The following is a 19,825-nucleotide window of genomic DNA, read 5'->3' on the forward strand; positions in this document are numbered from 1 at the left end:
CTCGAAGAGAAGGCTCCAGGAGGCGTGCCAGAGCGGCCGAATGGGACTCACTGCTAATGAGTTGTCCCTTCACGGGGACCGGAGGTTCAAATCCTCTCGCCTCCGCCAAGCCCGGGTAACCGGGTGTACAACTGAACAGGCTATGCGCCCGTAGCTCAATGGATAGAGCATCTGACTACGGATCAGAAGGTTAGGGGTTCGAGTCCCTTCGGGCGCACAGATATTCACCCCGCTACCAGCTTCGAAGGTAGCGGGGTGAATTGCGTCTCGGGGGCTCGGGCACGGAACAGCCCCCGGGAGCGGACTCCCGGGGGCCGTGAAAACAGTTGCTCATACGCTGATTACAGATCCTCGAGCAGGATCAGGCCGTCCTGCAGCGCCCGGGCGAGCAGCGCGGCCTTGGTCTGGGCGGGTCGCCCGATGGCCTGGTACTTGTCGCGGATGCGGTTCAGGTGGGTGTTCACCGTCCCCATGGTGATGTAGAGCTCCTTGCAGGTCGCCGTTTTGGAGTCGTTGGCGAACCAGTGCAGCATCACCTCGATCTCGCGCGGGCTCAGCTTGGGCTGGGGCCGCTGCGGCAGTGCGGCGGTGCCGGGGTGACGGCCGAGGTGGAGTCCGGACAGAGCGCCCAGCGGCGCGGTGGCTGCAGTCATGACGTCGTTCCTTATAAGAGTGCTCGTGCTCATCGGTGAGATTGTCGGACCCCGACTTTCCGACGTTACTCAGTGTTGCAGGACGAATGGTTCGCCGCGAGATACCAGAACTGGTACCACCGTTACTGGGCTGAATGAAACGTGTTCCGCCACTTCGGTGCAATTTGCCCGTAAACCTTGGTACCACTTTCAACTACCGGCAAAAGCCCAGGTAGGAATGTTATTACCGACAGGTCGGTTTTAATATGGCGATCTCGGAGTGAATGGTGGGGAATTGCTGAGCCTCACCTTACCGGCGCGTACCGGGGATCGCTCGGGGCATGATCCGCATGCGCTTCCGGATTCACTTCCGGGAGAATTGTGGCGGCGAATACGGGGACAAGCTTATGTCCGTTCGGGCGCACTTCACGTCGTGTCTTCGCTCGACACGCTGAGCGTGTCGCGGAAACCGTGCGGCGGTGCCCGTGCTCGGCGAGAATGGCCGCTCGGGGAGGAGGGGTTCACCATGTGGCGGATCGGTGTGGTGGAGGACCACGAGAGCCAGATCATCGGGCTGAAGGCGATTCTGGCCGGGACGGACGATCTGCGGCTGGTCGCGCAGGGCGCGACGGTCGCCGAGATGCTCGCCGGCGCGGGCGATCTCGACCTGGTCGTGCTCGACCTGCGGCTCGGCGACGGCTCGATGCCGGAGGACAATGTGGCGCGGCTGCGCGCGGCAGGCGTCGAGTGCCTGGTGGTGAGCGCGGCGGAGGAGCCGTACCTGGTGCAGTCGGCGGCGCGGGCGGGAGTGCTCGGCGTGCTGCGGAAGTCGGCGAAGGTCGACGAGCTGGTCGAGGCGATCCGGTGCGCCGCGCGCGGGCTGCAGTGGACGACCATGGACTGGGCCGCCGCCATCGACCTGGACGACGAGTTCGTCGCGGTGAAGCTCAGCCCGCGCGAGCGGGAGGTGCTGCGGCTCTACGCGATGGGCGAGTCGGCGCAGCGGGTGGCGAGCGCGATGGGGCTCGCGCTGAACACGGTGAACAAGTACGTGCAGAACATTCGCGAGCGGTACGCGGAGGCGGGGCTGAACGCGAACACCAAGGTCGAGCTGTACCAGCGGGCGCTCGAGGAGGGCATCGTGCCCTACCCGCGCCGGTTCTGGGGGCGCCGCCGATGAGCGCCGCGCTGCTCACCGAGACCGATTCCGCCGCGGAGCGGGTGCTGCGCATCTTCGCCCGCTTCGTCGCCGCGGGGTACGTCTTCTACCTCGGGTTGCTGCTGCCCGACATCGTGCGCGGCACCCAGGTCACCGCGTGGTGGTGGACGCCGATCGCGCTGGTCGCCGTGTACGGCACCGGGTTCGCGCTCGGGATCGCGAGTTTCGGCGGCTCCGAGCGGCGGCTGCGGCTGCTGGCGGGCGCGGCCGCCGCCGGGTACCTGATCGCGGTGCTGCTCTGGTGGCCCGCCTGGAACGGCGGGCAGCTGGTTGAGCTGCGGGGGATGTGGTTCTCGCAGTTCAACGGGTTGGCCAGCCTCGCGGCGGCGGCCGCATGGCGGCCCAGGTCGGCGGTGGCGCACCTGGTGGCCGGGGCGGTGGTGGTGCAGACCATCAACCATCTCGTCCGGTCGGGGGAGAGCGAGCTGCTGCCGGAGATCGCCTGGAGCATCGGGTTCTGCCTGCTCCCGGTCTCGGCGGGGATCATGGCGGTGCGCACCGGCCGCATCCTCGACGAGACAAGGGCCGAGACCTACGCGGCCGCGGCAGGCGCCGCCTCGGCCAAGGCGCGGACGGTGGAGCGGGCCCGGTTCGACGCGCTCACCCACGACGGCGTGATGTCGACCCTGCTCTCCGCTGCACGACAGCCGATGAACCGGCTGCTCAGCACCCAGGCCGCCACCACGATGGCCAAGCTGGACACCTTCCGCTCCGGCGGCGATCCGGCCACCGAATTCGATGTGCCGGAGCTGGTCTCGCACATCCGGGTCGCGGTGAACGAGGTGAACGACCGGGTCGGGGTGGAGTCGGTGGTCGCGGGTGACGCTGCCGCGGCCCGCTTCCCGGCGGCCGCGGCGCGGACCGTCGGGGTCGGCATGGCCGAGGCGCTGCGCAACAGCTACCGGCACGCCGGGGCGGAGGCCGAGCGCTGGGTGGTGCTGCACGTCGCCGACGACGGCTTCCGCGCCACGGTCGGCGACACCGGGCGCGGCTTCGAGCTGGCGGCGGTGCCCGCCAACCGGCTCGGGATCGCGGTGAGCATCGTCCGGCAGATGAACGAGCTGCCCGGCGGCACCGCCGCGATCGAGACCGCGCCCGGCGCGGGCACCCGGGTGCACCTCTCCTGGAGCCGGGACGCATGAGCGCGCGCGACACCAAGGACATTCGCGACCTGCTCGGCATGCACACCACCGGCGCGCGGGTGATGGTCGGCGCGTACGTGCTGCTCATCTCGGTGGTCACCGTCGCGACCTGGCCGGGGATGCGCACGGTCTGGCCGACGGTGCTCAGCCTGATCGTGCTCGCCGCCGCCACCGTCGCGCTGATCGCGGTGCCCGGTGACCCGCTGCCGACGGTGGCGACCGTGGCCATGACGCTGGCCGGGCCGGTCGCCTGCGCGGTCACCCTGGTCGTGGTCCCGGTGCCGATGCTGACGCCGCTGCAGGCGTGGACGCACGGCGGGGCGACCACGGTCTACTGCTTCATGTGCGTGCGCGGGCGCTCGGGGTTCGCGTGGCTCGGCATTCTCGGGGTGACGCTGGTCTACATGGCGTGGACGGGGCTCACCGGGCAGGGCGCGTTGGCGGGATTCGGGCTGGTGGCGATCGAGATCGGGCCGCTCGGGATGGCGACGGTGCTCTCGTACACGCTGCGGCCGAACGCGCAGCTCACCTTCGAGCTGCGCGACGCGGCGCGGGATCGGTACGCGGAGGAATCCGCTGCCGCCGCCGCTCTCCAGGAGCGCGATCACCAGGTGAACCGGCTGGACCGGCTGACCCGGCCGCTGCTCACCCGGATCGCCGCGGGCACCCCGCTCACCGAGCGGGAACGGCTGGACTGCGAACTGCTCGAGGCGCACTTGCGCGACAGTCTGCGTGCCCCTGGGCTCAGTGACGCGCACACCACCGCGCGGGTGCGGGCGGCGCGCAGCCGCGGGGTCGAGGTGGTGCTGATCGATGACCGGGGGATGGTGGAGTCGGCGCCGGAGGTGCGGGAGCGGGTGCGCGAGGCGGTGGTCGCGGCACTGGACGGGACCGCGGACGGGTCGGTGCGGATCCGGATCCTGCCGCCGGGGCGGCCGACGCTCGCTTCGATTCTGGTACGGGCCGGTGCGGACGTTCGGCGTACGGAGTACGACCACGCCGGACTTCCGGCCGGGTGAGGTCGGCGGGCGCCGCGCGGAGTGCCAACGCCGGTCGGTGCCGAACACGACCAAGTGCGAACGGGGCTTCAGCGCCAGGCCGGGAGCTCCGGGAGATCGCCGGTGAGGCCGTCGGCTCCGCGGCCGAGCAGCCAGGCGAGCAGGGCGTGGGCGGGGCCGGTGATCAGGGTGCCGGGGGCGCCCGCGCCGATGGTCGCGCCGAAACCGGTGTCGTCCGTGCGCAGCTCGAAGGCGAGCCGGTCGCCCGCGTTCATGCCGTGCGTGGCGACGACCTCGGGTAGCAGCCGAGCGACGAAATCGGCGGGCCAGTCGTCGGGGGTGTAGCCGAAGGCCAGGTCGACGTGGTGGATCTCGACCTCTTGCAGCCGCATCCAGCCGATGGCGGCACCGGCGAACTCGCGGCCCTGCCGGTTGCGCACCAGCGTGGTCCACGCCGTCGACGGGAGCTCCGCGGCCGCCTCGGCCCAGCGCGCGGCGGCGGTTTCGTTGTCCGGGTACTGCTCGGAGATCGGGCGGCCGGCGCCCGCGGCGATATCGGCGTCGCGGGTGGTGGGGTCCGGGTACTGCGGGGTCTCGATGCCGGTGCGGGCCCAGGTCAGCAGGTTCACCAGGCTGTCGGCATTGCGGGCGAGGTGGGTGAGCAGGTGGCCGCGGGTCCAGCCGGGGAGCAGCGATGGCGCGGCCAGGTCGGCGTCGGTGAGCTCGCGCGCGCTGTCGAGGAAGCGCCGGGTGGCGGCCGCGACGGCGGCCAGATCGGCGGGTACCGGCGGTGGTGCGGCGGCGTCGGTCACCCCATCGACCCTACCGCCGCGGCGGCGCCGCCCGCCCGACTTCGAGCGCGAGCGCGAGCAGCCACAGCGACATGGCCGTCACCTGGATGCGCTGCGCGATGCCGAGCGCGTAATCACCGGAGAGGTTGTCCGCCACCAGCATCCACACCGTCGCCGCCGCGCCGACGGCCAACGCCAGCGCGCCGAACTCGCGCAGCGCGGGCCCGTAGCGGTACCGGAAGGCGGCGAGGGTGCAGGCGAAGGCGGCGACGGCGATCCCGGTGACGGCGAGGGTGCTGGTCAGGGCATGCGGCTGGTGCAACTGCGGGAAGAGGCCGCTGTCCCCGCAGTCGGCGCAGTCGCGCAGCGGCACCCTGGCGTCGGCCACCGTCGCCGCGCCGAAGCAGAGCAGCGCGACCCAGCCGGTCACCGTCAGCGGCCTGCGCGGGAAGCGGGCCAGCGCCACCGCCGCGGCCAGTGCGGCGAGGATGCCCGCCACGGTGTCGGCGGTGGAGAAGACCCAGCGGTAGGGCTTGCCCTCGGCGTCGAGTTCGCTGAGGAAGGCGTGCACGGGGTCGGCGTGCAGCGGCAGCGCGAACTGCAGCACCCAGGCCGAGTAGCTCAGCCCGGCCACGGCGAGGGCGATCGCGACGAACCAGGTGGCGGGGCCGCGATCCGAAGTGAGCATGGATTCGATTGTTACTCGCGCGACCGCCGGACCGAGCGCACACCGATCCCGAAGGGCGCACACAGGCTGGTGTCAGGTTCGGCGTGCAGGCTGGTCAGCGAGACGAGGAGGTGAACCGATGATCGCAATCGCGACGGCGGTGGCCGGCTGCGCGGTGATGGCGGCCATGGCCGTGTCCGGCTACCTGGCGCAGCAGGCGCCGAGCACGGTGGTCCGCGCCAGGCGCTGAGTCAGCGGACGGCGGCCTGGACGCGGTCGGCGGCGGCCGCCGGGTCCTCGTGCTCCCAGATCCGGACGACCTGCCAGCCCGCGGCCGTCAGCTCCGCGTCGGTGGCGCGGTCGCGGGCCACATTGCCCGCGAGTTTCGCCGCCCACCACTCGGCATTGTTCTTCGGGTCGGTGGCGTGCCGCGGGCAGCGGTGCCAGAAGCAGCCGTCCACGTAGACGGCGACGCGGCGGCGCGGGAAGACCACGTCGGCGCGGCGGCGCTGGCCGCGCAGCGGGGCCCGGTCCACGAAGTAGCGCAGGCCGCGGCGGTGCAGTTCGCGGCGCAGCGCCAGTTCCGGCTTGGTGTGCGCGCGGCGCTGACGGGACATCCGCGCGCTCGTTGCCGCGTCGGTGGTGGGGCGGGTCATGCCGCCCAGCCGCCCATGCGGTCCAGGTGCGTCTCGACGTCGTCGAGGAAACCGGGCGGGAAGCGGAGCGTGCCCATGCCGGTGCGGCGCAGGAAACCCGCGGTGGCGCGGGCGGAGAGCAGCCGGGAGCCGGTCAGGTAGTCGGCGAGCCCCTCGTAGGGCTCGTGCACCGGCCAGGTGGAGACCGGGGCGCGGTAGGCGCGGCCGGCCCGGCCCCACGCTGCGCTCGGCCACGGCTGGCCGGGGGCCAGCTCGGGGCCGTCGGGGAGGGGATCCGCGGTGCTGTCCAGGCGGCTGCCGACCCACTCGGCCATCCGGACGCTCACCGCGTTGCCGACCAGTTTCCAGCGGTGGCCCTGGCGGAAGCCGGGGACGGTCAGGGCCGGCTCGGTCCAGCCCGCGGCGAAGCCCTGCAGCCGTTCGCCGTCCTCGATGCCCGGCGTGACGATCTCGCCCGCGGGCAGCCGGACGGCGGGCGGGCTGGCGATGCCGAGCGCCGAGCCGCCCTTGAGCGTCGGGACCGCGTTCACCGCCCAGCCGAGGCCGCGGACGCCCTCGGTCCAGTAGAAGCCGCAGGGGTCGTGCGCGGGGTCGCCCTGGTCCAGCGGGCCCGCGTCCTCGGCGAGCAGGACCCGGCGCGGGTCCTCGGTACGCGAGGCCAGCAGCAGGACGCGCTGCCTGCGCTGCGGGAGGCCGAAGGCGCGGGCGTCGACCACGCGGTAGGCCCAGGTGTAGCCGAGCTCGTCCAGTGCGCCGGTGATGTGCCGCATGGCGGCGCCGCGGCCGAGTTGCAGCATGAACGGGACGTTCTCCAGCAGCAGCCAGCGGGGGCCGCGGCGGCGGCGGACCAGGCGGAAGATCTCGTCGACCAGGCCGGAGCGGGTGCCGGAGATGCCTGCCGTGCGGCCTGCCTGGGAGAGGTCCTGGCAGGGGAAACCGGCGGAGACCAGCTCAGTTCCCTGGGGAAGGGAGCGCAGGCGGGTGACATCGGGGTGGACGGGGATGCCGGGGAAGCGGGCCTCGAGCACCGCCCGAGCGCCGGGATCGATCTCGCAGAGCAGCTCCGTTTGCCACCCGGAAGCGGACAAGCCGAGCTCGAGTCCGCCGATTCCGGCGAAGAGCCCCACCATCCGCATGGACATACATATTGCCTGTGTTGGATTGGCCCGGCTGCGCCGGGCGTGTTCGCCGCCCTTCGGGGTCCCGTCGTTCAGCGCTCGAGTCTCGCGCCTTCGGCGCATGCGCTTTCGAGCGCTGAACGACGGGACGGGCGGCGAACGGGGCTCGTAAGACTCGCCCCCTCGGTGCGGCCAAGGGCAGGGCTGGTGTGGTGGAAATTCGGTTGGCGGGGGCGACGTCCGGTGCCACTCTGGAGGGTCGGAGCTGCTGCCCGTCTTTCACCCGCCCGTCCCGCCGCGTCGGCGGCTGCCGTGGTGCGCACTATCGAGGGGGAACCTTGTCCGTCGTGCTCGATCCCGCCGCCGAGCGAATACCCGCGCCGCCCGCCCCGGCGAAACCCCGGGGCCGGACGGCGGCGCTGCGCCGGTTCCTGCCGTACCTGCGCCCGCATCGAAACAAGATCGCGGCGGCGACGGCGCTCGCCATCCTCGCCATGCTGACCGAGATCGTGATCCCGCTGCTGATCGCCAGGATCATCGACGGGCCGATCGCGGGCGGCCACTACGGCTCGGCGATCCCGCTGATCGGAGTGGTGCTCGCCCTCGGGTTGCTGCAGGCGCTCGGCACCTGGGGCAGGCGCCGGATGGTGGCGCGGCCCGCCGCCGAGTTCGAGGTCGCCATGCGCGCGAAGATCTTCGGCAAGCTGCAGCGGCTCGCCATCGGCAACCACGACGCCTGGGAGTCCGGCCAGCTGCTCTCCCGCGCGGTGGACGACCTCGCCACGCTGCGCCGCTTCGTAGCCTTCGCCGGGCCGTTCCTGGTACTGCACATGGTGGTCGTGCCGATCGGGCTGCTCGTGCTGTGGATCCTGATCCCGCCGCTCGGCGCCGCCTTCACCGTGCTCGCCATCCCGATCGTCGCCGTCTGCTACCGCTTCGTGCAGCGCTACGAGGTGGCGTCGCGGCGCTCGCAGGACCAGAGCGGCGACCTGGCCACCATCGCGGAGGAGTCGGCGCAGGGCATCCGGGTGCTCAAGGCGTTCGGCCGCGGGCCGTTCCTGGCCGCGCGGTTCGTGCGGCAGGCGCGGGAGCTGCGCGGCACCGAGATGGTGAAGGTGCGGCTGGACGCCACGCTGTGGTCGACCATGGTCGGGCTGCCGCAGCTCGCCATCGTCTTCGCGCTCGGCTACGGCGGGTACGCGGTGGTGCACGGCCAGATGTCGCTCGGCACGCTGGTCGCGGGCATCACGCTCGCCACCTTCCTGCAGTGGCCGATCATCTGGACCGGCTTCCTGCTCTCCGAGCTCAACGACGCCAGCACCGCATCGGACCGGTACTGGGAGATCCAGGACATCCCGCTGCTCATCACCGACCCGCCCGACCCCGACCCGCTGCCCGCCGCGGTCCGCGGCGACCTGCGGCTGGAGCACGTGCGGTTCGCCTTCCCCGGCGCGCGCGCCGAGGTGCTGCGCGACGTCACGCTGCACGTGCGCCCCGGCGAGACGGTCGCGCTGGTCGGCGCCATCGGCAGCGGCAAGACCGCGCTGCTCAACCTGATCCCGCGGCTCTACGACGTCACCGGCGGCAGCCTCACCGTCGACGGCGTCGAGGTCTCCCGGCTGCGCCTCGACGACCTGCGCACCGTGGTCACCGCCGCCTTCGAGGAGCCGGTGCTCTTCTCCGCGAGCGTCAGGGAGAACGTGGCGCTCGGCGAGCCGGAGGCCACCGACGCCGACGTGCGCGCCGCGCTGGAGATCGCCCAGGCCACCGAGTTCGTGGAGCAGCTCCCGTGGGGGCTGGACACCAGGATCGGCGAGCAGGGGCTCAGCCTCTCCGGCGGGCAGCGGCAGCGGCTGGCGCTGGCCAGGGCGGTGCTCGGCGCCCGCGCCGGGGGCAGCGCGGGCCGGGTGCTCGTGCTCGACGACCCGCTCTCGGCGCTCGACGTGGACACCGAGGAGCGGGTGCAGGCGCGGCTGCGCAGCGTGCTGGCCGGGGCGACCACGCTGCTGGTGGCGCACCGGCCCTCCACCGCGGCGCTGGCCGATCGGGTCGCGCTGCTCGCGGACGGCCGCATCGTCGCCGAGGGCAGACACGACCAGTTGCTGCGCACCAGCACCCGCTACCGCGAACTGATGGGAGGTGCGTGATGACGACAAGCACCGACGACCGGAAGGACACCGACCCCGCCGACTGGCGCGGGATCGCCAACGAGGACCGCGAGGTCACCCAGACCGGCAACCTGGTGCTCGCCGCCCGCTCGCGCAGGCTGCTGCTCGACCTGGTGCGGCCGTACCGGGCACGGGCCGCGATCGTGCTGCTGCTCATCGTGGTGGACAACGCGCTGAAGGTCTCCGGGCCGCTCTTCATCGCCTACGGCCTGGACAGCGGGCTGGCCGCGGGCGGGCGCGGCGACTGGCGGCCGCTCACCCGCACCGTCGCCGGCTTCGCCGCGGTGACCCTGCTCAGCATGCTGACCACGCTGGTCTTCCTGCGGATCTCCGGCACGCTCAGCCAGAGCGTGCTCTTCGACCTGCGCGGGCGGCTCTTCGCGCACGTGCAGCGGCTGAGCGTGGAATTCCACGAGAAGTACACCTCGGGCAAGGTCATCTCCCGGCTCACCGGCGATATCGAGACGCTGCAGGAGCTGCTGGAGGGCGCGCTGAACCAGGCGCTCAGCGCCATGCTCTCGGTGGTCACCATCGCCGCGCTGCTCATCTACCTGGACGCCGGGCTCGCGGTGATCGTGCTGATCGGCTTCGTGCCGCTGGCGCTGGTCACCCGCTGGGCGCAGCGCAGGCAGCGGAGGGGATACCGGCGCACGCGGGTGGCGATCGCCCGGGTGGTGGTGCACTTCGTGGAGACCATGGGCGGCATCCGCGCGGTGCAGGCGTTCCGCCGGGAGGGCCGCAACCACGCGGTGCTCGCGGCCGAGGACAGCGAGTTCCGCGAGGCCAATGTCGCCGCCGCCTTCGGCATGAGCGACTACACCGGCCTGACCAGGCTGCTCGGCAACCTCACCACGGTGATCGTGCTCTCGGTCGGCGCCTGGCAGGTGATCGAGGGCAACCTCGCGATCGGCGTGCTCGCCGCCTACCTGCTCTACCTCAACGAGTTCTACGGCCCGCTGGACGAACTGGCGCAGGTGTTCAACGCCTACCAGTCGGCGGCGGCCGCGCTGGAGAAGATCTCCGGCGTGCTCGAGGAGGAGCCGTCGGTGCCGGAGCCGCGCGACCCCGTTCCGCTGGCGAACCCGGCGGGCGCGCTGCGGATGGACGCGGTGTGGTTCGACTACGCCGGGAAGCAGGGTGGCGCGCCCGTGCTGCCCGAGTTCGATCTGGAGATTCCGGCCGGGCAGGTGATCGCGCTGGTCGGGGCGACCGGGGCGGGGAAGTCGACGCTGGTCAAGCTGCTCACCCGGTTCTACGACCCGAGCGGGGGCACGGTCAGCCTCGATGGCGTCGACCTGCGCCGGATCGCCGATGTCGAGCTGCGCCGGGCCGTGGTGATGGTCACCCAGGAGGCGTACCTCTTCGCCGGGTCGATCGCGGACAACATCCGGCTCGGGCGGCCGGAGGCGACCGATGCCGAGGTCGCTGCCGCCGCCTCCGCGGTCGGGCTCGACCAGTTCCTCGCGACGCTGCCGGACGGGCTCGGCACCGACGTGCGCAAGCGCGGCGGCAGGCTCTCCGCCGGGCAGCGGCAGCTGGTGGCGTTCGCCCGGGTATTTCTGGCCGATCCCGCCGTCATCGTGCTGGACGAGGCCACCTCCAACCTGGACATCCCGAGCGAGCGGCTGGTCCAGGAGGCGTTGGAGCGGGTGCTGCGCGACCGCACCGCGGTGATCATCGCGCACCGGCTCTCCACGGTGTCGATCGCGGACCGGGTGCTGGTGCTGGAGGCCGGTCGGATCGTGGAGGACGGGGCCCCGGCGACGCTCGTCGCGGGCGCCGGACGGTTCGCCGGGCTGCACGCGGCGTGGCGGGAGACGCTGGTGTGATGCGGCCGACGGCCCCGCGTCGCTTACCGTAGAAGGGTGACGAACCCAGCCCCAGGACCCGAAAGCCAGCCGGAGGAATCCCGGTGGCCGGCGATTCTCACGTGGGTTGCCCACACCGGGAAGCGCATGGAATCCGTGCGCGTGACGCTCAACGGGAATCGGATCCGCGCCGCGGGCCGCATGATCGGCGCCGCCTGCGACGACCACCCGGCCTTCAGCGCCTCCTACGACCTGGTCACCGATGAGAACGGCGCCACCAAGCGGCTCTCGCTGCGCACCACGACCAATGCGGGCGAGCGGCATGCCTCGCTGGCGCGGGACAACGAGAACTACTGGCTCATCGACGCGGGCGGCAGCCATGTGCGGGCCACCTTCGCCGGTGCGCTCGATGTCGACGTGGTGCTCAGCCCGTTCTTCAACACGCTGCCGATTCGCCGTTTCGGACTGCAGCACGCGGTGGAGGAGGTGCAGGTGCCGGTCGTCTACGTCCGGCTGCCCGACCTGCTGGTGCAGGAGGCGAACCTGGTCTACAGCAGCGCCGCCGACGGGATCAGCGTGCTCTCGCCGGTGTCGAGTGCCACCGTCACGGTGGACCGGGACGGGTTCCTGCTCGATTACCCGGGGCTCGCGCGGCGGGTCTGAGTTCGGCCCGCCGGGTCGCCCCGCCTCAGTCCATGGCGGTGAGGACCGCGCCCCGGCGTCCTGCCGCGCGGAGAGTCTCCAGCCAGCCGATGGCGCCGGGCTCGACGCCCGAGATGACTTCTCGGCGCTGCTCCTCGTAGTGGCGGCGGGCGGTATGGCCCGCCTCTGCGAGCGCGGCGAGCGAGTCGTCCTCCAGGGCGCGGCGCGCCTCAGCGAGCACGGCAAGCGTCTCGTCGAGTACCGCTCGCAACGCCTCGGCGTTCGGCTCGCAGATGGCGCGGACCAGGTCCGGCGCGGTCCCCGCCACCCGGGTTCCGTCCCGGAACGAACCGGCGGCGAGCCCGAGCGCGAGCGCCCCGCCCGCGGCCCCGGCCTGCGCCAGCGCCTCGGCCAGCACGTGCGGAAGGTGCGAAATGCGCGCCACGGCGGCGTCGTGCTCGGCGGCGGTTACCGGCACCACGTGCGAACCACAGTCCAGCGCGAGCCGCGCCACCCGCCGCCACACCGCCGGGTCGGTGCCGTCGTCGACGGTGACCGCCCACGCCGCGCCGCGGAAGAGCGCGGCATCCGTGGCCGCCCAGCCGGACTCGGCGGTGCCGGCCATGGGATGCCCGCCGACGAACCGGTCCGCGAGCCCGTGCGCCCGCACCGCCGCGGCCACCGGCGCCTTGACACTCACCACATCGGTCAGCGCGCAGCCGGGGGCGTGCGCCGCGACCTGGGCGAGCACCACGTCCAGCGCGGGCATCGGCACCGCGAGCACCACCAGCGCATCGGCCGCGGCTGCCCGGCGCAGCACGGCGGGGAGGTCGGTGCCGACGTCGAAGCCGTCCGCGCCCGCGGAGATCTCGGAGCGGTTGTAGCCGAAGGTTTCCCAACCGGCGGCGGTCGCCGCCCGGAGCAGCGAACCGCCGATCAACCCGGCGCCGAGCACACACAGGGACGCTGTCATCGGTTCGGAGTTCTCCTACGACTTCAACAATTGAGCTCGGGCAGACTACCGTGGCGGCCATGGCAGCACAGCGCTCGGGAACGAACGGAGCGGCGTCGGACGATTACGACGACGTCGAAGGGTTCGCCGTGGCAGTTGTACGTGAAGAGGGTAAATGGCGGTGTAGCCCGCTGAGCAACGCCGCGCTCGGCGATCTCGTCGCCGCCGAGACCGAGTTGAAGGCTTTGCGCAGCTCCGGCGCGGTCTTCGGGCTGCTGGACGTGGACGACGAATTCTTCGTCGTGGTGCGGCCCGCGCCGAGCGGCACCCGGCTGCTGGTCTCCGACGCCACCGCCGCCATCGAGTACGACATCGCCGCCGACGTGCTCGAGGCGCTCAACCTCGAGGTCCCCGACATCGACCCGGACGAGGTCGACGACGTGGAGCCGTGGGAGGAGGGCGATCTCGGCGTGCTCGCCGACCTCGGCCTACCTGAGCCGGTGCTCAGCGTCATCCTGGCCGAGACCGACCTGTACCCGGACGAGCAGCTCGGCATGATCGCCCAGCGGCTCGGCTTCGCCGACGAGTTCGCCGCGGTGCTCGACAAACTGCCGCACTGAGGTGAACGGCGCCGCCGACGCCGCGCTCATGCGGGCCGCGCTGGACGCGGCCGGCGCGGCCGGTGCGCGCGACGTCCCCATCGGCGCCGTCGTCTTCGATGCCGACGGGCGGGAACTGGCCCGCGCCGCCAACGCCCGCGAGGAACTCGGCGACCCCACCGCGCACGCCGAGATCCTCGCCCTGCGCCGGGCCGCCGCGGTGCACGGCGACGGCTGGCGGCTCGGCGGCACCACCCTGGTCGTCACCGTCGAGCCATGCACCATGTGCGCGGGCGCGCTGGTACTGGCCCGGGTGGCCCGCGTCGTCTTCGGGGCATGGGAGCCGAAGACCGGCGCCGTCGGCTCGCTCTGGGACGTGGTGCGCGACCGCCGGCTGAACCACCGCCCCGAGGTGCGCGGCGGCGTGCTCGAGGCCGAATGCGCCGCCCTCCTCGATCAGTTCTTCCGCGAACACCGCTGACCAGCCGTTTCGGTGTTCCCGAGCCGTCCGTGTATGGTTGTCGGCGGTGGCGTGTCCGAGCGGCCTAAGGAGCACGCCTCGAAAGCGTGTGAGGGGTAACCCCCCTCCGAGGGTTCAAATCCCTCCGCCACCGCCACAGCGCCCTACCTGGTTCCCGCAGGTAGGGCGCTTTTTCTATGCCGTCTCGGCGTCGCTCGCCCGCCGTTTGGGCACGAATTGGGCACACTCGGAATGCAGCGCCGCGGCGACGGCGTCCAGGTCGGTGTCGAAGAGGTCGGCGTACACCCGCAGCGTGACCGACGGGTCGGCGTGGCCGAGCATCCGCGCCAGCGCGAGCACGTTCACCCCGGCGCTGATCGCCAGGCTCGCGCAGGTGTGCCGGAGGTCGTGCGGCGTGATCGGCTGGACGCCGGACCGCTTCACCGCGCCGACGAACCATCCGCCGCTCGACTTCGGCCGCGGCAGGTAGTCCACGCCGTTGCCGAACACCAGCGCGTCGGGGCCGCGACCCTCGCACTGCCCCGCCAGCTCGTTCAGCACGAACTCAGGCACCGGCACGGACCGCTCCGTGCGGCTCTTCGTCTCGCCGACGGCGTGATCGACGCCGAGCTGCACGGCGTTGTCGGCGACCGCCAGGCGCCGCCGCAGGAACTGGACATCGCGCACCCGCAGCGCGACCGCCTCGCCCCACCGGATGCCGGTGAACGCGAGCACCAGCACCAGCGCGCGGTGTTGGCCGGCCTCGCCCGCCAGCCGGGCCACGTCCTCGGCCGAGAGGTAGACGTGGCGCTTCTTGCGCTTGCGGGGCAGGTTCTCCACCCCGCGGGCGGGGTTGCTTCGCAGCCGCTTCCCCTTCACCGCGTCGTCGAGGATCCCGGCGAGCACCCCGTACGCCCGGATCACCGTCGTCGGGCCGCTGCCGCCGCGGCCCATCTCGCCGATCCAGACCTCGACGTCGGCGAGGTCGATCTGCGCCACCTGGCGCGCACCCCACCGCGGCTGCACGTGGTTGCGCCAGGCGGACTCGAGCGTGCGGTAGTTCGACGGGGCGACCTGGGATTCCTTGCGCCGGAGCCAGGTGGGCGCGAGCTCGGCGACCGTGATCCGGCCGAGCGCGGGCGCCACGTAGTCGCCCGCCATCTTCGACACCTCGACGGTGCTGGCGAACTGCTCGGCGTCGATCTTGCGCCGGAACCCACGCTTCTTGGTCTGCTTCCCGTCGGGCTTGCGGTACCGGACTTGGTAGCGCTTACCGGCCTTTGTCTCGTAGGGCTCAATCGTCGCCATCGGAAATCGCCTGTCGCAGTTCGTCCTTCAAGGTCCGGGCGATCCGCCCGCGCTTCTGGTTGCTCGCGCCGTCGCCCGCTCGAGCGTCGCGCTCTGCGGAGAATCCGCGCCCCCACATCTCGACCGATCGCGCCAGCATCTCGGCCACGCTGAGCCCGAGGTCGGCGGCTGCGCGCTCGTCCGCGTCGGTGGCGTTGTGCATCGCGGCCTGCCAGGCGTTCACCTGGTCCAGATCCTCGAGCCAGTCTTCCCGGTTGTCGAGCCATCGACGCACCACGCGCCGCGCTTCTTCCGCCTCGGCCGCGAGCGCCGGAGTCTCCGATGCGAAGACCCGGACCAGCTCGCCTCTGAGGTACCCAGCGAGGCGGGCAGCGGGCATCACCAGGACGTCGTTCAGCCGGATCGGTCCATCGTGGGCAACCAGGTCCGCCAGCGTCACGTCCTGCCCGGTGAGGCTGCGCAGCGCCGCCGCGATGGCGACCAAATTCGGGAGCGTCGGGCTGATGCGTCCCTTCTCGAGATCTGCCACTCGGCCGGTATTCCACTTCAAGCCAGCCCATTGAGCGTGGCGGCTCATCTGATCCGCCGTGTGCTCCCCGCGGATCCGCCGGGCGTTTGCGCCGATCACCTCTGCTACGGGGACCTCGCGGGCGGGTTCGTTCTCGCTGGCGGGCATAGCCGATGACGTTAGCCGAAGTATCCGAGTGTTGACAGTGCGCGCACGGTGTGGTCCCATCTCATCACGTCAGGCAACAAATACGAGGAACGAGGAATCGACCATGACGACCAAGCACGCCGGGGGAGCGCAGTCCGTGCTCAGCGCCGATAAGCCGCGGCCGCTCGCCACCCCCACCGAGATCGCCGAGTACCTGGGGACCACCGTCGCCGCGCTGGCGCAGCAGCGGTACCGCGGCGAGGGCGCGCCCTACAAGTTGCTGGGCAGGCGGATTCGCTACGACTGGGCCGAGGTCACGGCCTGGGTTCAGGCGAACACCGTCGAGTGCGCCTGATGCGCGACCACCCCCACAACGGGAGCGGCCCGGGAGCGGTTGCACCCGCTCACCGGGCCGAGAAGAACCACACCACCAGCCAAGGAAGCGGATTCACCGTGAAGAATACCCCCATCCAGTCCGGCGACCGTGTGCGCGTCGTCGACCTCGACCAGGTCGGTCAGCTCCGGGAGACCGGCCGATTCGGCACGGTGCTGCCGGGCGCCCGCCCGGGCGACGGCTTCTTCCGGGTGCAGGTCGACGACATCACCCGGACGCTGGTGTTCGCGGCGTGGCGGCTCGAGCGGGTCGCTGAGTCCATCGACCAGCTGGTGGACGACGTGCCGCCGCTGGAGGGGTGGCAGGTCGAGCCCTGGAACCTGTCGAGCACCCGGCAGGCCCTCGTCCGGATCTGGTCCCTCGAATTCTCGAAGAGCGGCAACAACTTCGGCGTCTGGCTGGAGGTGACCGACGTGTGGTCGGGCCGCGGCCCGGTCCGGCGCGGCCCGGTCGAGCTGCGGGTGGCGTTCGACGGTTTCGTGCCGCTGAGCTACCCCGATGCGCTTGAGGCCGCCGACGCGCTGCGTCGCGCCGCCGACTACCAGCGCGGGATCCGGGGTGCCCAGTGAGCGCGCCGACCCCCGGGGAGCGGGTGCGGGTGATCGCCACCGGCGAGCTGGGCACGGTGGTCGACGTCCTGGTGGTGGTGCTGCTCGACGACCTCGACGACGGCACCGTGTTCGAGGCTTCCGCGCTCGAGCGAGTGGACGGTGCGCGGTGAGCGGGCCCGACAAGGACCCGGCCGCGCCGGGCGACGTGGCGCACCTCGAGGCCGTGGACAGCCTCTTGATCGCGAAGGCGTACTCGACCGCGTCTCGACGCCTGCGGCTCAGCCAGGGGCGCTGGCTGAGCCGCCAGTCCGTCGACTACGGCGGGCTGTCCGGTGTCGGTCGCCCCCGGCTGATCGAGCTGCAGGGTGATCCGGCGCTGACCCCGGCGGGGCGCCGCAACCGCCGCAACGGCATGGTCTGCGTCATCTCCGCGCTGCACGAGCTCGGGCTGCGGCCGGACAACCCGGCCGCTGGGCTGCCCCGCGTGCGCTGCCCGTTTGGGACGCCGGACCCGATCGACGACCCGGCGCTCTACACCACGCTCGGCGATGAGACGAAGGACTCGCGTGCCCGGCGGTGCGTGCGGATCATGGCCGAGACCGGGCTGCGCCGCCACGAGGCGGCCAAGCTGCGGCGCGAGGACATCCGGGGCTACCCCGGGCGCTACGAGCTGCGCGTGATCGGCAAGGGCGGTGTCGAGCGGGTGATCCCGATCGGCGACGAGCTGGCCGACTTCATCCGCGACGGGCAGGAGACCGGCTACGTCTTCCCCGGGCGCATCGACGGGCACCTGTCCGCGCAGTACCTGGGCAAGCTCGTCGCCGATGCGCTGCCGCCGGGGCGGACCGCGCACAAGATCCGGCACCGGTACGCCTCCACCGCCTACGCGGCGACCAAGGATCTGCGGGCCGTGCAGCAGCTGCTCGGGCACGCGAGCGTGCGCACGACGCAGATCTACACCGCGGTTCCCGACGACGCCGTGCGCGCCGCGGCCATGTCCACCCGCCTCGAGGTGCCGCAGGGGTAGCCGAAGCGATCGGGAGGGGGGTGTTGCACCCCCCTCCCGTACAAGTCCACCGACAGCAACGAGGCCCTGCGGGAGAGGAAAGGTGATGTGGCACCCGCCGACAAATTCGCCTGGATGAAGGCACTACGGGGCGCCGACCTCACGCACGCCGAGTACCGGGTGTTGATCAACCTCAGCACCTGGGCGAACGGCGATCTGACCAACGCCCGGCCCGGGTTCAAGAACCTGTGCGAGGCGGCCAAAGTGAGGCCGCAGACGGCTCAGGAGGCCCTGCGCAAGCTCATCGAGAAGGGCTGGATCGAGGTCTCAGCGCGCGGCGGCGGCAGTGGGCGCTCGACCGTGTACACCCTCACCGTTCCCGCTGGGATGGGGTGTGGCGAACTCACCCCATCGACCGACGAAAACCCCCACGGTGAGCGTGCTGGTTCAACCGAGAACCCCCACGCTCACCGTGGGGGTTCGCCAGACGTAACCCCTACGGTGAGCGTCGAAAACCCCCACGGTAGGAGTCCAGAAACCCCCACGGTGAGCGTCGAAAACCCCCACGGTGACCGTGGGACCACCAGGTCTGATCAGATAACTACACCAGGTAATGATCAGCTGTTCGGTCACCTAAGTAACGCGGGTGCGGGCGCGCGCGGGGCTGAGCAAGGCGCAGCCGAAAGAACTCCTCCCGATCTGAGGGTGGTGAAAGCGGCGGCGGCCGACCCCGGACCCGACCCGTATACGAACCCGATGGCGTGGCTCGACCGCGAACTCCCCTTCGGCGGGTTCCACACCGGGGAGCGCGCACGGGCCGAGCAGCTGCTGGCGGAAGGGGTCGGCTACGCCACGGTGAAGTACACGATCCTGCGCGAGCGTCACGCGTCGAGACCGGCACGCAGGATCGGCCGCTCGTGATCACGCCGGAGGACGAGCAGCGCCTGGACGCCTTCACCGCCGAGCGGTTCGGCAAGCGGTTCCGGGACTGCACCCGGGCGGAGTTCGTCGCCGAGCAGGACCGCCAGCGCGCGGAGTTCACCGCGCTGCTCGCCGCCATGCAGGCCGTCGCGCTCGGGCTCGCGTGGATGGACGCCGAGGCGGGGGAGGTGGCGCAGAGCGTCGCCGAGCTCGAGCGGCTGGCGAACGAGCGGTGGCGGGCCGATGGGTAAGCCGATGCACATCCCCGCCGCGGTGGCCCGGCTCGCCGATCCCCGGCTCTACGGCGCCGCCTGCAGCGGCATGGCCCCGGCCTTCGACGTCGAGCCGCTCGACGGTGAGGAGCAGCAGGAGCGCGCCGAGCGCCTGGCCGTGGCGGTGAAGGTGTGCACCGGCTGCCCGGTGCGCGCCGCGTGCGGGACGGTCGCCGAAGAGCTGGGTCGGTACGCGGCCGGGCTCGTGTGGTCGGGCACCGCGCGCGGTGTGCGGGGGCGGCCGCGCAAGGACATGCGGTGACCGCGGCCGACCCGCTCGCCCGGCACCTGGCGTTCCTGCGCTGGCTCGTCGCCTCCGAGATCCACCGCCGCGCGCAGGCCGGGCGGTCGATCCCGATGGAGCTTCGCGCCGCCGAGCGCGACCTGACCAGCGCGCTGTCCGTTGACGGACAGGCCGGCGTCCCCCCTGGCGAAGAATCCGAGTGGATCACCAGCACGGAGGCCGCGCACCGGCTCGGATGCACCGAGCGCACCGTGAGGCGGCACGGGCCCCGGCTCGGTGGCCGGAAGGTCGGACGGTCCTGGATCTTCCGGGCCGACGCCGTAGCCGAACACGCAGGAGGCAGCACGCCATGACCGACATCGACCCGCTCGACGTCGCCGAGTACGTCTCGGGGCTCAGCGACGAGCACTTCTCCGCGCTGGTGCGCCACGCCCGCCCCGACGGCAGCGAGACCGCGGACCGCGCGGCGGTGCGCACGCTGTTCGGCCGCGCCGAGACCGTTGAGCCGCCGGTCGAGGAGGAGAAGCCGCGCAACCACGTGCCCCGCGAGGGGCGGACCCAGCAGCGACCGGGTGAGGACCCGGCGCTCGCCGTCGTGCGCGAATTGTTCCAGCCGTAGCCG

The 19,825-nt window shown here is 72.0% G+C and carries 25 protein-coding genes and 3 tRNA genes; 20 read left to right on the forward strand and 8 right to left on the reverse strand.

The annotated features are described in order from the left end of the window. The first annotated feature begins 18 nt into the window (after positions 1–18). Both ACFUJ1_RS29240 and ACFUJ1_RS29245 read left to right on the forward strand, forming a co-directional pair. A tRNA-Ser gene (locus ACFUJ1_RS29240) sits at positions 19–108 on the forward strand. Positions 109–144: 36 nt separating this feature from the next. Then, positions 145–217, forward strand: a tRNA-Arg gene (locus ACFUJ1_RS29245). 124 nt (positions 218–341) lie between these two features. Here ACFUJ1_RS29245 and ACFUJ1_RS29250 read toward each other — a convergent pair. Further along, positions 342–653: a helix-turn-helix transcriptional regulator gene (locus tag ACFUJ1_RS29250; RefSeq protein WP_378650547.1), complete on the reverse strand. Its 312-nt coding sequence runs from the start codon at positions 651–653 to the stop codon at positions 342–344. Between the two features lie 505 nt (positions 654–1,158). Here ACFUJ1_RS29250 and ACFUJ1_RS29255 point away from each other — a divergent pair. From ACFUJ1_RS29255 to ACFUJ1_RS29265, 3 genes are read left to right on the forward strand one after another with little or no spacing between them, the layout of a single operon-like run. Continuing rightward, positions 1,159–1,812, forward strand: coding sequence for a LuxR C-terminal-related transcriptional regulator (locus tag ACFUJ1_RS29255; RefSeq protein ID WP_378650548.1), 654 nt, complete (start codon positions 1,159–1,161; stop codon positions 1,810–1,812). Further along, positions 1,809–2,993, forward strand: a complete 1,185-nt coding sequence (locus tag ACFUJ1_RS29260; protein ID WP_378650549.1) for a sensor histidine kinase — start codon at positions 1,809–1,811, stop codon at positions 2,991–2,993. Before ACFUJ1_RS29255 ends, ACFUJ1_RS29260 begins: the two co-directional genes overlap by 4 nt. Next, complete coding sequence (locus ACFUJ1_RS29265; protein ID WP_378650550.1) at positions 2,990–4,012, forward strand: hypothetical protein; 1,023 nt, start codon at positions 2,990–2,992, stop codon at positions 4,010–4,012. Before ACFUJ1_RS29260 ends, ACFUJ1_RS29265 begins: the two co-directional genes overlap by 4 nt. Positions 4,013–4,080: 68 nt before the next feature. Here the strand turns inward: ACFUJ1_RS29265 and ACFUJ1_RS29270 are convergent, their stop codons facing one another. From ACFUJ1_RS29270 to ACFUJ1_RS29285, 4 genes are all read right to left on the reverse strand, one after another. Then, positions 4,081–4,803, reverse strand: coding sequence for a maleylpyruvate isomerase family mycothiol-dependent enzyme (locus tag ACFUJ1_RS29270; protein ID WP_378650551.1), 723 nt, complete (start codon positions 4,801–4,803; stop codon positions 4,081–4,083). 10 nt (positions 4,804–4,813) lie between these two features. Next, positions 4,814–5,470 (reverse strand): DUF998 domain-containing protein, encoded by a 657-nt coding sequence (locus ACFUJ1_RS29275; protein WP_378650552.1) that lies wholly within the window; start codon positions 5,468–5,470, stop codon positions 4,814–4,816. Between the two features lie 230 nt (positions 5,471–5,700). Continuing rightward, positions 5,701–6,105, reverse strand: coding sequence for a very short patch repair endonuclease (locus ACFUJ1_RS29280; protein WP_233015525.1), 405 nt, complete (start codon positions 6,103–6,105; stop codon positions 5,701–5,703). Beyond that, positions 6,102–7,235 (reverse strand): DNA cytosine methyltransferase, encoded by a 1,134-nt coding sequence (locus ACFUJ1_RS29285; protein ID WP_378650598.1) that lies wholly within the window; start codon positions 7,233–7,235, stop codon positions 6,102–6,104. Before ACFUJ1_RS29285 ends, ACFUJ1_RS29280 begins: the two co-directional genes overlap by 4 nt. A 335-nt stretch (positions 7,236–7,570) precedes the next feature. Here ACFUJ1_RS29285 and ACFUJ1_RS29290 point away from each other — a divergent pair, with 335 nt between their 5' ends. From ACFUJ1_RS29290 to ACFUJ1_RS29300, 3 genes are read left to right on the forward strand one after another with little or no spacing between them, the layout of a single operon-like run. Then, positions 7,571–9,370 (forward strand): ABC transporter ATP-binding protein, encoded by a 1,800-nt coding sequence (locus ACFUJ1_RS29290; protein ID WP_378650599.1) that lies wholly within the window; start codon positions 7,571–7,573, stop codon positions 9,368–9,370. Beyond that, positions 9,370–11,220 carry an ABC transporter ATP-binding protein gene (locus ACFUJ1_RS29295; protein ID WP_378650553.1) on the forward strand — a complete coding sequence of 617 codons (1,851 nt, stop codon included), beginning with the start codon at positions 9,370–9,372 and terminating at the stop codon, positions 11,218–11,220. The genes ACFUJ1_RS29290 and ACFUJ1_RS29295 overlap by 1 nt, the downstream gene beginning before the upstream one ends. A gap of 36 nt (positions 11,221–11,256) precedes the next feature. Beyond that, positions 11,257–11,862, forward strand: coding sequence for a putative glycolipid-binding domain-containing protein (locus ACFUJ1_RS29300; protein ID WP_378650554.1), 606 nt, complete (start codon positions 11,257–11,259; stop codon positions 11,860–11,862). A 25-nt stretch (positions 11,863–11,887) separates the two neighbouring features. Here ACFUJ1_RS29300 and ACFUJ1_RS29305 read toward each other — a convergent pair whose 3' ends face one another. Then, positions 11,888–12,814, reverse strand: a complete 927-nt coding sequence (locus ACFUJ1_RS29305) for a prephenate dehydrogenase (RefSeq protein WP_378650555.1) — start codon at positions 12,812–12,814, stop codon at positions 11,888–11,890. A 59-nt stretch (positions 12,815–12,873) separates the two neighbouring features. Between ACFUJ1_RS29305 and ACFUJ1_RS29310 the strand changes: the two genes are divergently transcribed. From ACFUJ1_RS29310 to ACFUJ1_RS29320, 3 genes are all read left to right on the forward strand, one after another. Continuing rightward, positions 12,874–13,413, forward strand: a complete 540-nt coding sequence (locus ACFUJ1_RS29310) for a tRNA adenosine deaminase-associated protein (protein ID WP_233015529.1) — start codon at positions 12,874–12,876, stop codon at positions 13,411–13,413. Positions 13,414–13,441: 28 nt separating this feature from the next. After that, entirely contained in the window at positions 13,442–13,873 is a 432-nt protein-coding gene (locus ACFUJ1_RS29315; protein WP_378650600.1) for a nucleoside deaminase, read from the forward strand. A 45-nt stretch (positions 13,874–13,918) separates the two neighbouring features. Next, positions 13,919–14,009 (forward strand) — tRNA-Ser (locus tag ACFUJ1_RS29320). Between the two features lie 38 nt (positions 14,010–14,047). Here the strand turns inward: ACFUJ1_RS29320 and ACFUJ1_RS29325 are convergent. Both ACFUJ1_RS29325 and ACFUJ1_RS29330 read right to left on the reverse strand, forming a co-directional pair. Continuing rightward, positions 14,048–15,160 carry a tyrosine-type recombinase/integrase gene (locus ACFUJ1_RS29325; protein WP_378650556.1) on the reverse strand — a complete coding sequence of 371 codons (1,113 nt, stop codon included), beginning with the start codon at positions 15,158–15,160 and terminating at the stop codon, positions 14,048–14,050. Beyond that, positions 15,147–15,836, reverse strand: coding sequence for a hypothetical protein (locus ACFUJ1_RS29330; RefSeq protein WP_378650557.1), 690 nt, complete (start codon positions 15,834–15,836; stop codon positions 15,147–15,149). The genes ACFUJ1_RS29325 and ACFUJ1_RS29330 overlap by 14 nt, the downstream gene beginning before the upstream one ends. Before the next feature lie 103 nt (positions 15,837–15,939). Here ACFUJ1_RS29330 and ACFUJ1_RS29335 point away from each other — a divergent pair, with 103 nt between their 5' ends. From ACFUJ1_RS29335 to ACFUJ1_RS29375, 9 genes are all read left to right on the forward strand, one after another. Next, positions 15,940–16,170 carry a helix-turn-helix transcriptional regulator gene (locus ACFUJ1_RS29335; protein ID WP_378650558.1) on the forward strand — a complete coding sequence of 77 codons (231 nt, stop codon included), beginning with the start codon at positions 15,940–15,942 and terminating at the stop codon, positions 16,168–16,170. Positions 16,171–16,268: 98 nt separating this feature from the next. Then, positions 16,269–16,778 carry a hypothetical protein gene (locus ACFUJ1_RS29340; protein ID WP_378650559.1) on the forward strand — a complete coding sequence of 170 codons (510 nt, stop codon included), beginning with the start codon at positions 16,269–16,271 and terminating at the stop codon, positions 16,776–16,778. Further along, positions 16,775–16,930: a hypothetical protein gene (locus ACFUJ1_RS29345; RefSeq protein WP_378650560.1), complete on the forward strand. Its 156-nt coding sequence runs from the start codon at positions 16,775–16,777 to the stop codon at positions 16,928–16,930. The genes ACFUJ1_RS29340 and ACFUJ1_RS29345 overlap by 4 nt, the downstream gene beginning before the upstream one ends. Continuing rightward, a complete protein-coding gene (locus tag ACFUJ1_RS29350) occupies positions 16,927–17,787 on the forward strand; it encodes a tyrosine-type recombinase/integrase (protein WP_378650561.1) in 861 nt (286 codons plus the stop codon). The genes ACFUJ1_RS29345 and ACFUJ1_RS29350 overlap by 4 nt, the downstream gene beginning before the upstream one ends. An 87-nt stretch (positions 17,788–17,874) precedes the next feature. Continuing rightward, positions 17,875–18,687 (forward strand): MarR family winged helix-turn-helix transcriptional regulator, encoded by an 813-nt coding sequence (locus tag ACFUJ1_RS29355; RefSeq protein ID WP_378650562.1) that lies wholly within the window; start codon positions 17,875–17,877, stop codon positions 18,685–18,687. Continuing rightward, entirely contained in the window at positions 18,684–18,938 is a 255-nt protein-coding gene (locus ACFUJ1_RS29360; protein WP_378650563.1) for a hypothetical protein, read from the forward strand. Before ACFUJ1_RS29355 ends, ACFUJ1_RS29360 begins: the two co-directional genes overlap by 4 nt. Beyond that, a complete protein-coding gene (locus ACFUJ1_RS29365) occupies positions 18,931–19,221 on the forward strand; it encodes a hypothetical protein (RefSeq protein WP_378650564.1) in 291 nt (96 codons plus the stop codon). Before ACFUJ1_RS29360 ends, ACFUJ1_RS29365 begins: the two co-directional genes overlap by 8 nt. Beyond that, complete coding sequence (locus ACFUJ1_RS29370) at positions 19,218–19,556, forward strand: helix-turn-helix domain-containing protein (protein ID WP_378650565.1); 339 nt, start codon at positions 19,218–19,220, stop codon at positions 19,554–19,556. Before ACFUJ1_RS29365 ends, ACFUJ1_RS29370 begins: the two co-directional genes overlap by 4 nt. After that, positions 19,553–19,822, forward strand: a complete 270-nt coding sequence (locus ACFUJ1_RS29375) for a hypothetical protein (RefSeq protein WP_378650566.1) — start codon at positions 19,553–19,555, stop codon at positions 19,820–19,822. Before ACFUJ1_RS29370 ends, ACFUJ1_RS29375 begins: the two co-directional genes overlap by 4 nt. Positions 19,823–19,825 lie beyond the last annotated feature (3 nt).

It is taken from the genome of Nocardia sp. NPDC057227 (genome assembly GCF_042669725.1).
In the GTDB taxonomy this organism is placed as follows: domain Bacteria; phylum Actinomycetota; class Actinomycetes; order Mycobacteriales; family Mycobacteriaceae; genus Nocardia; species Nocardia asteroides_A.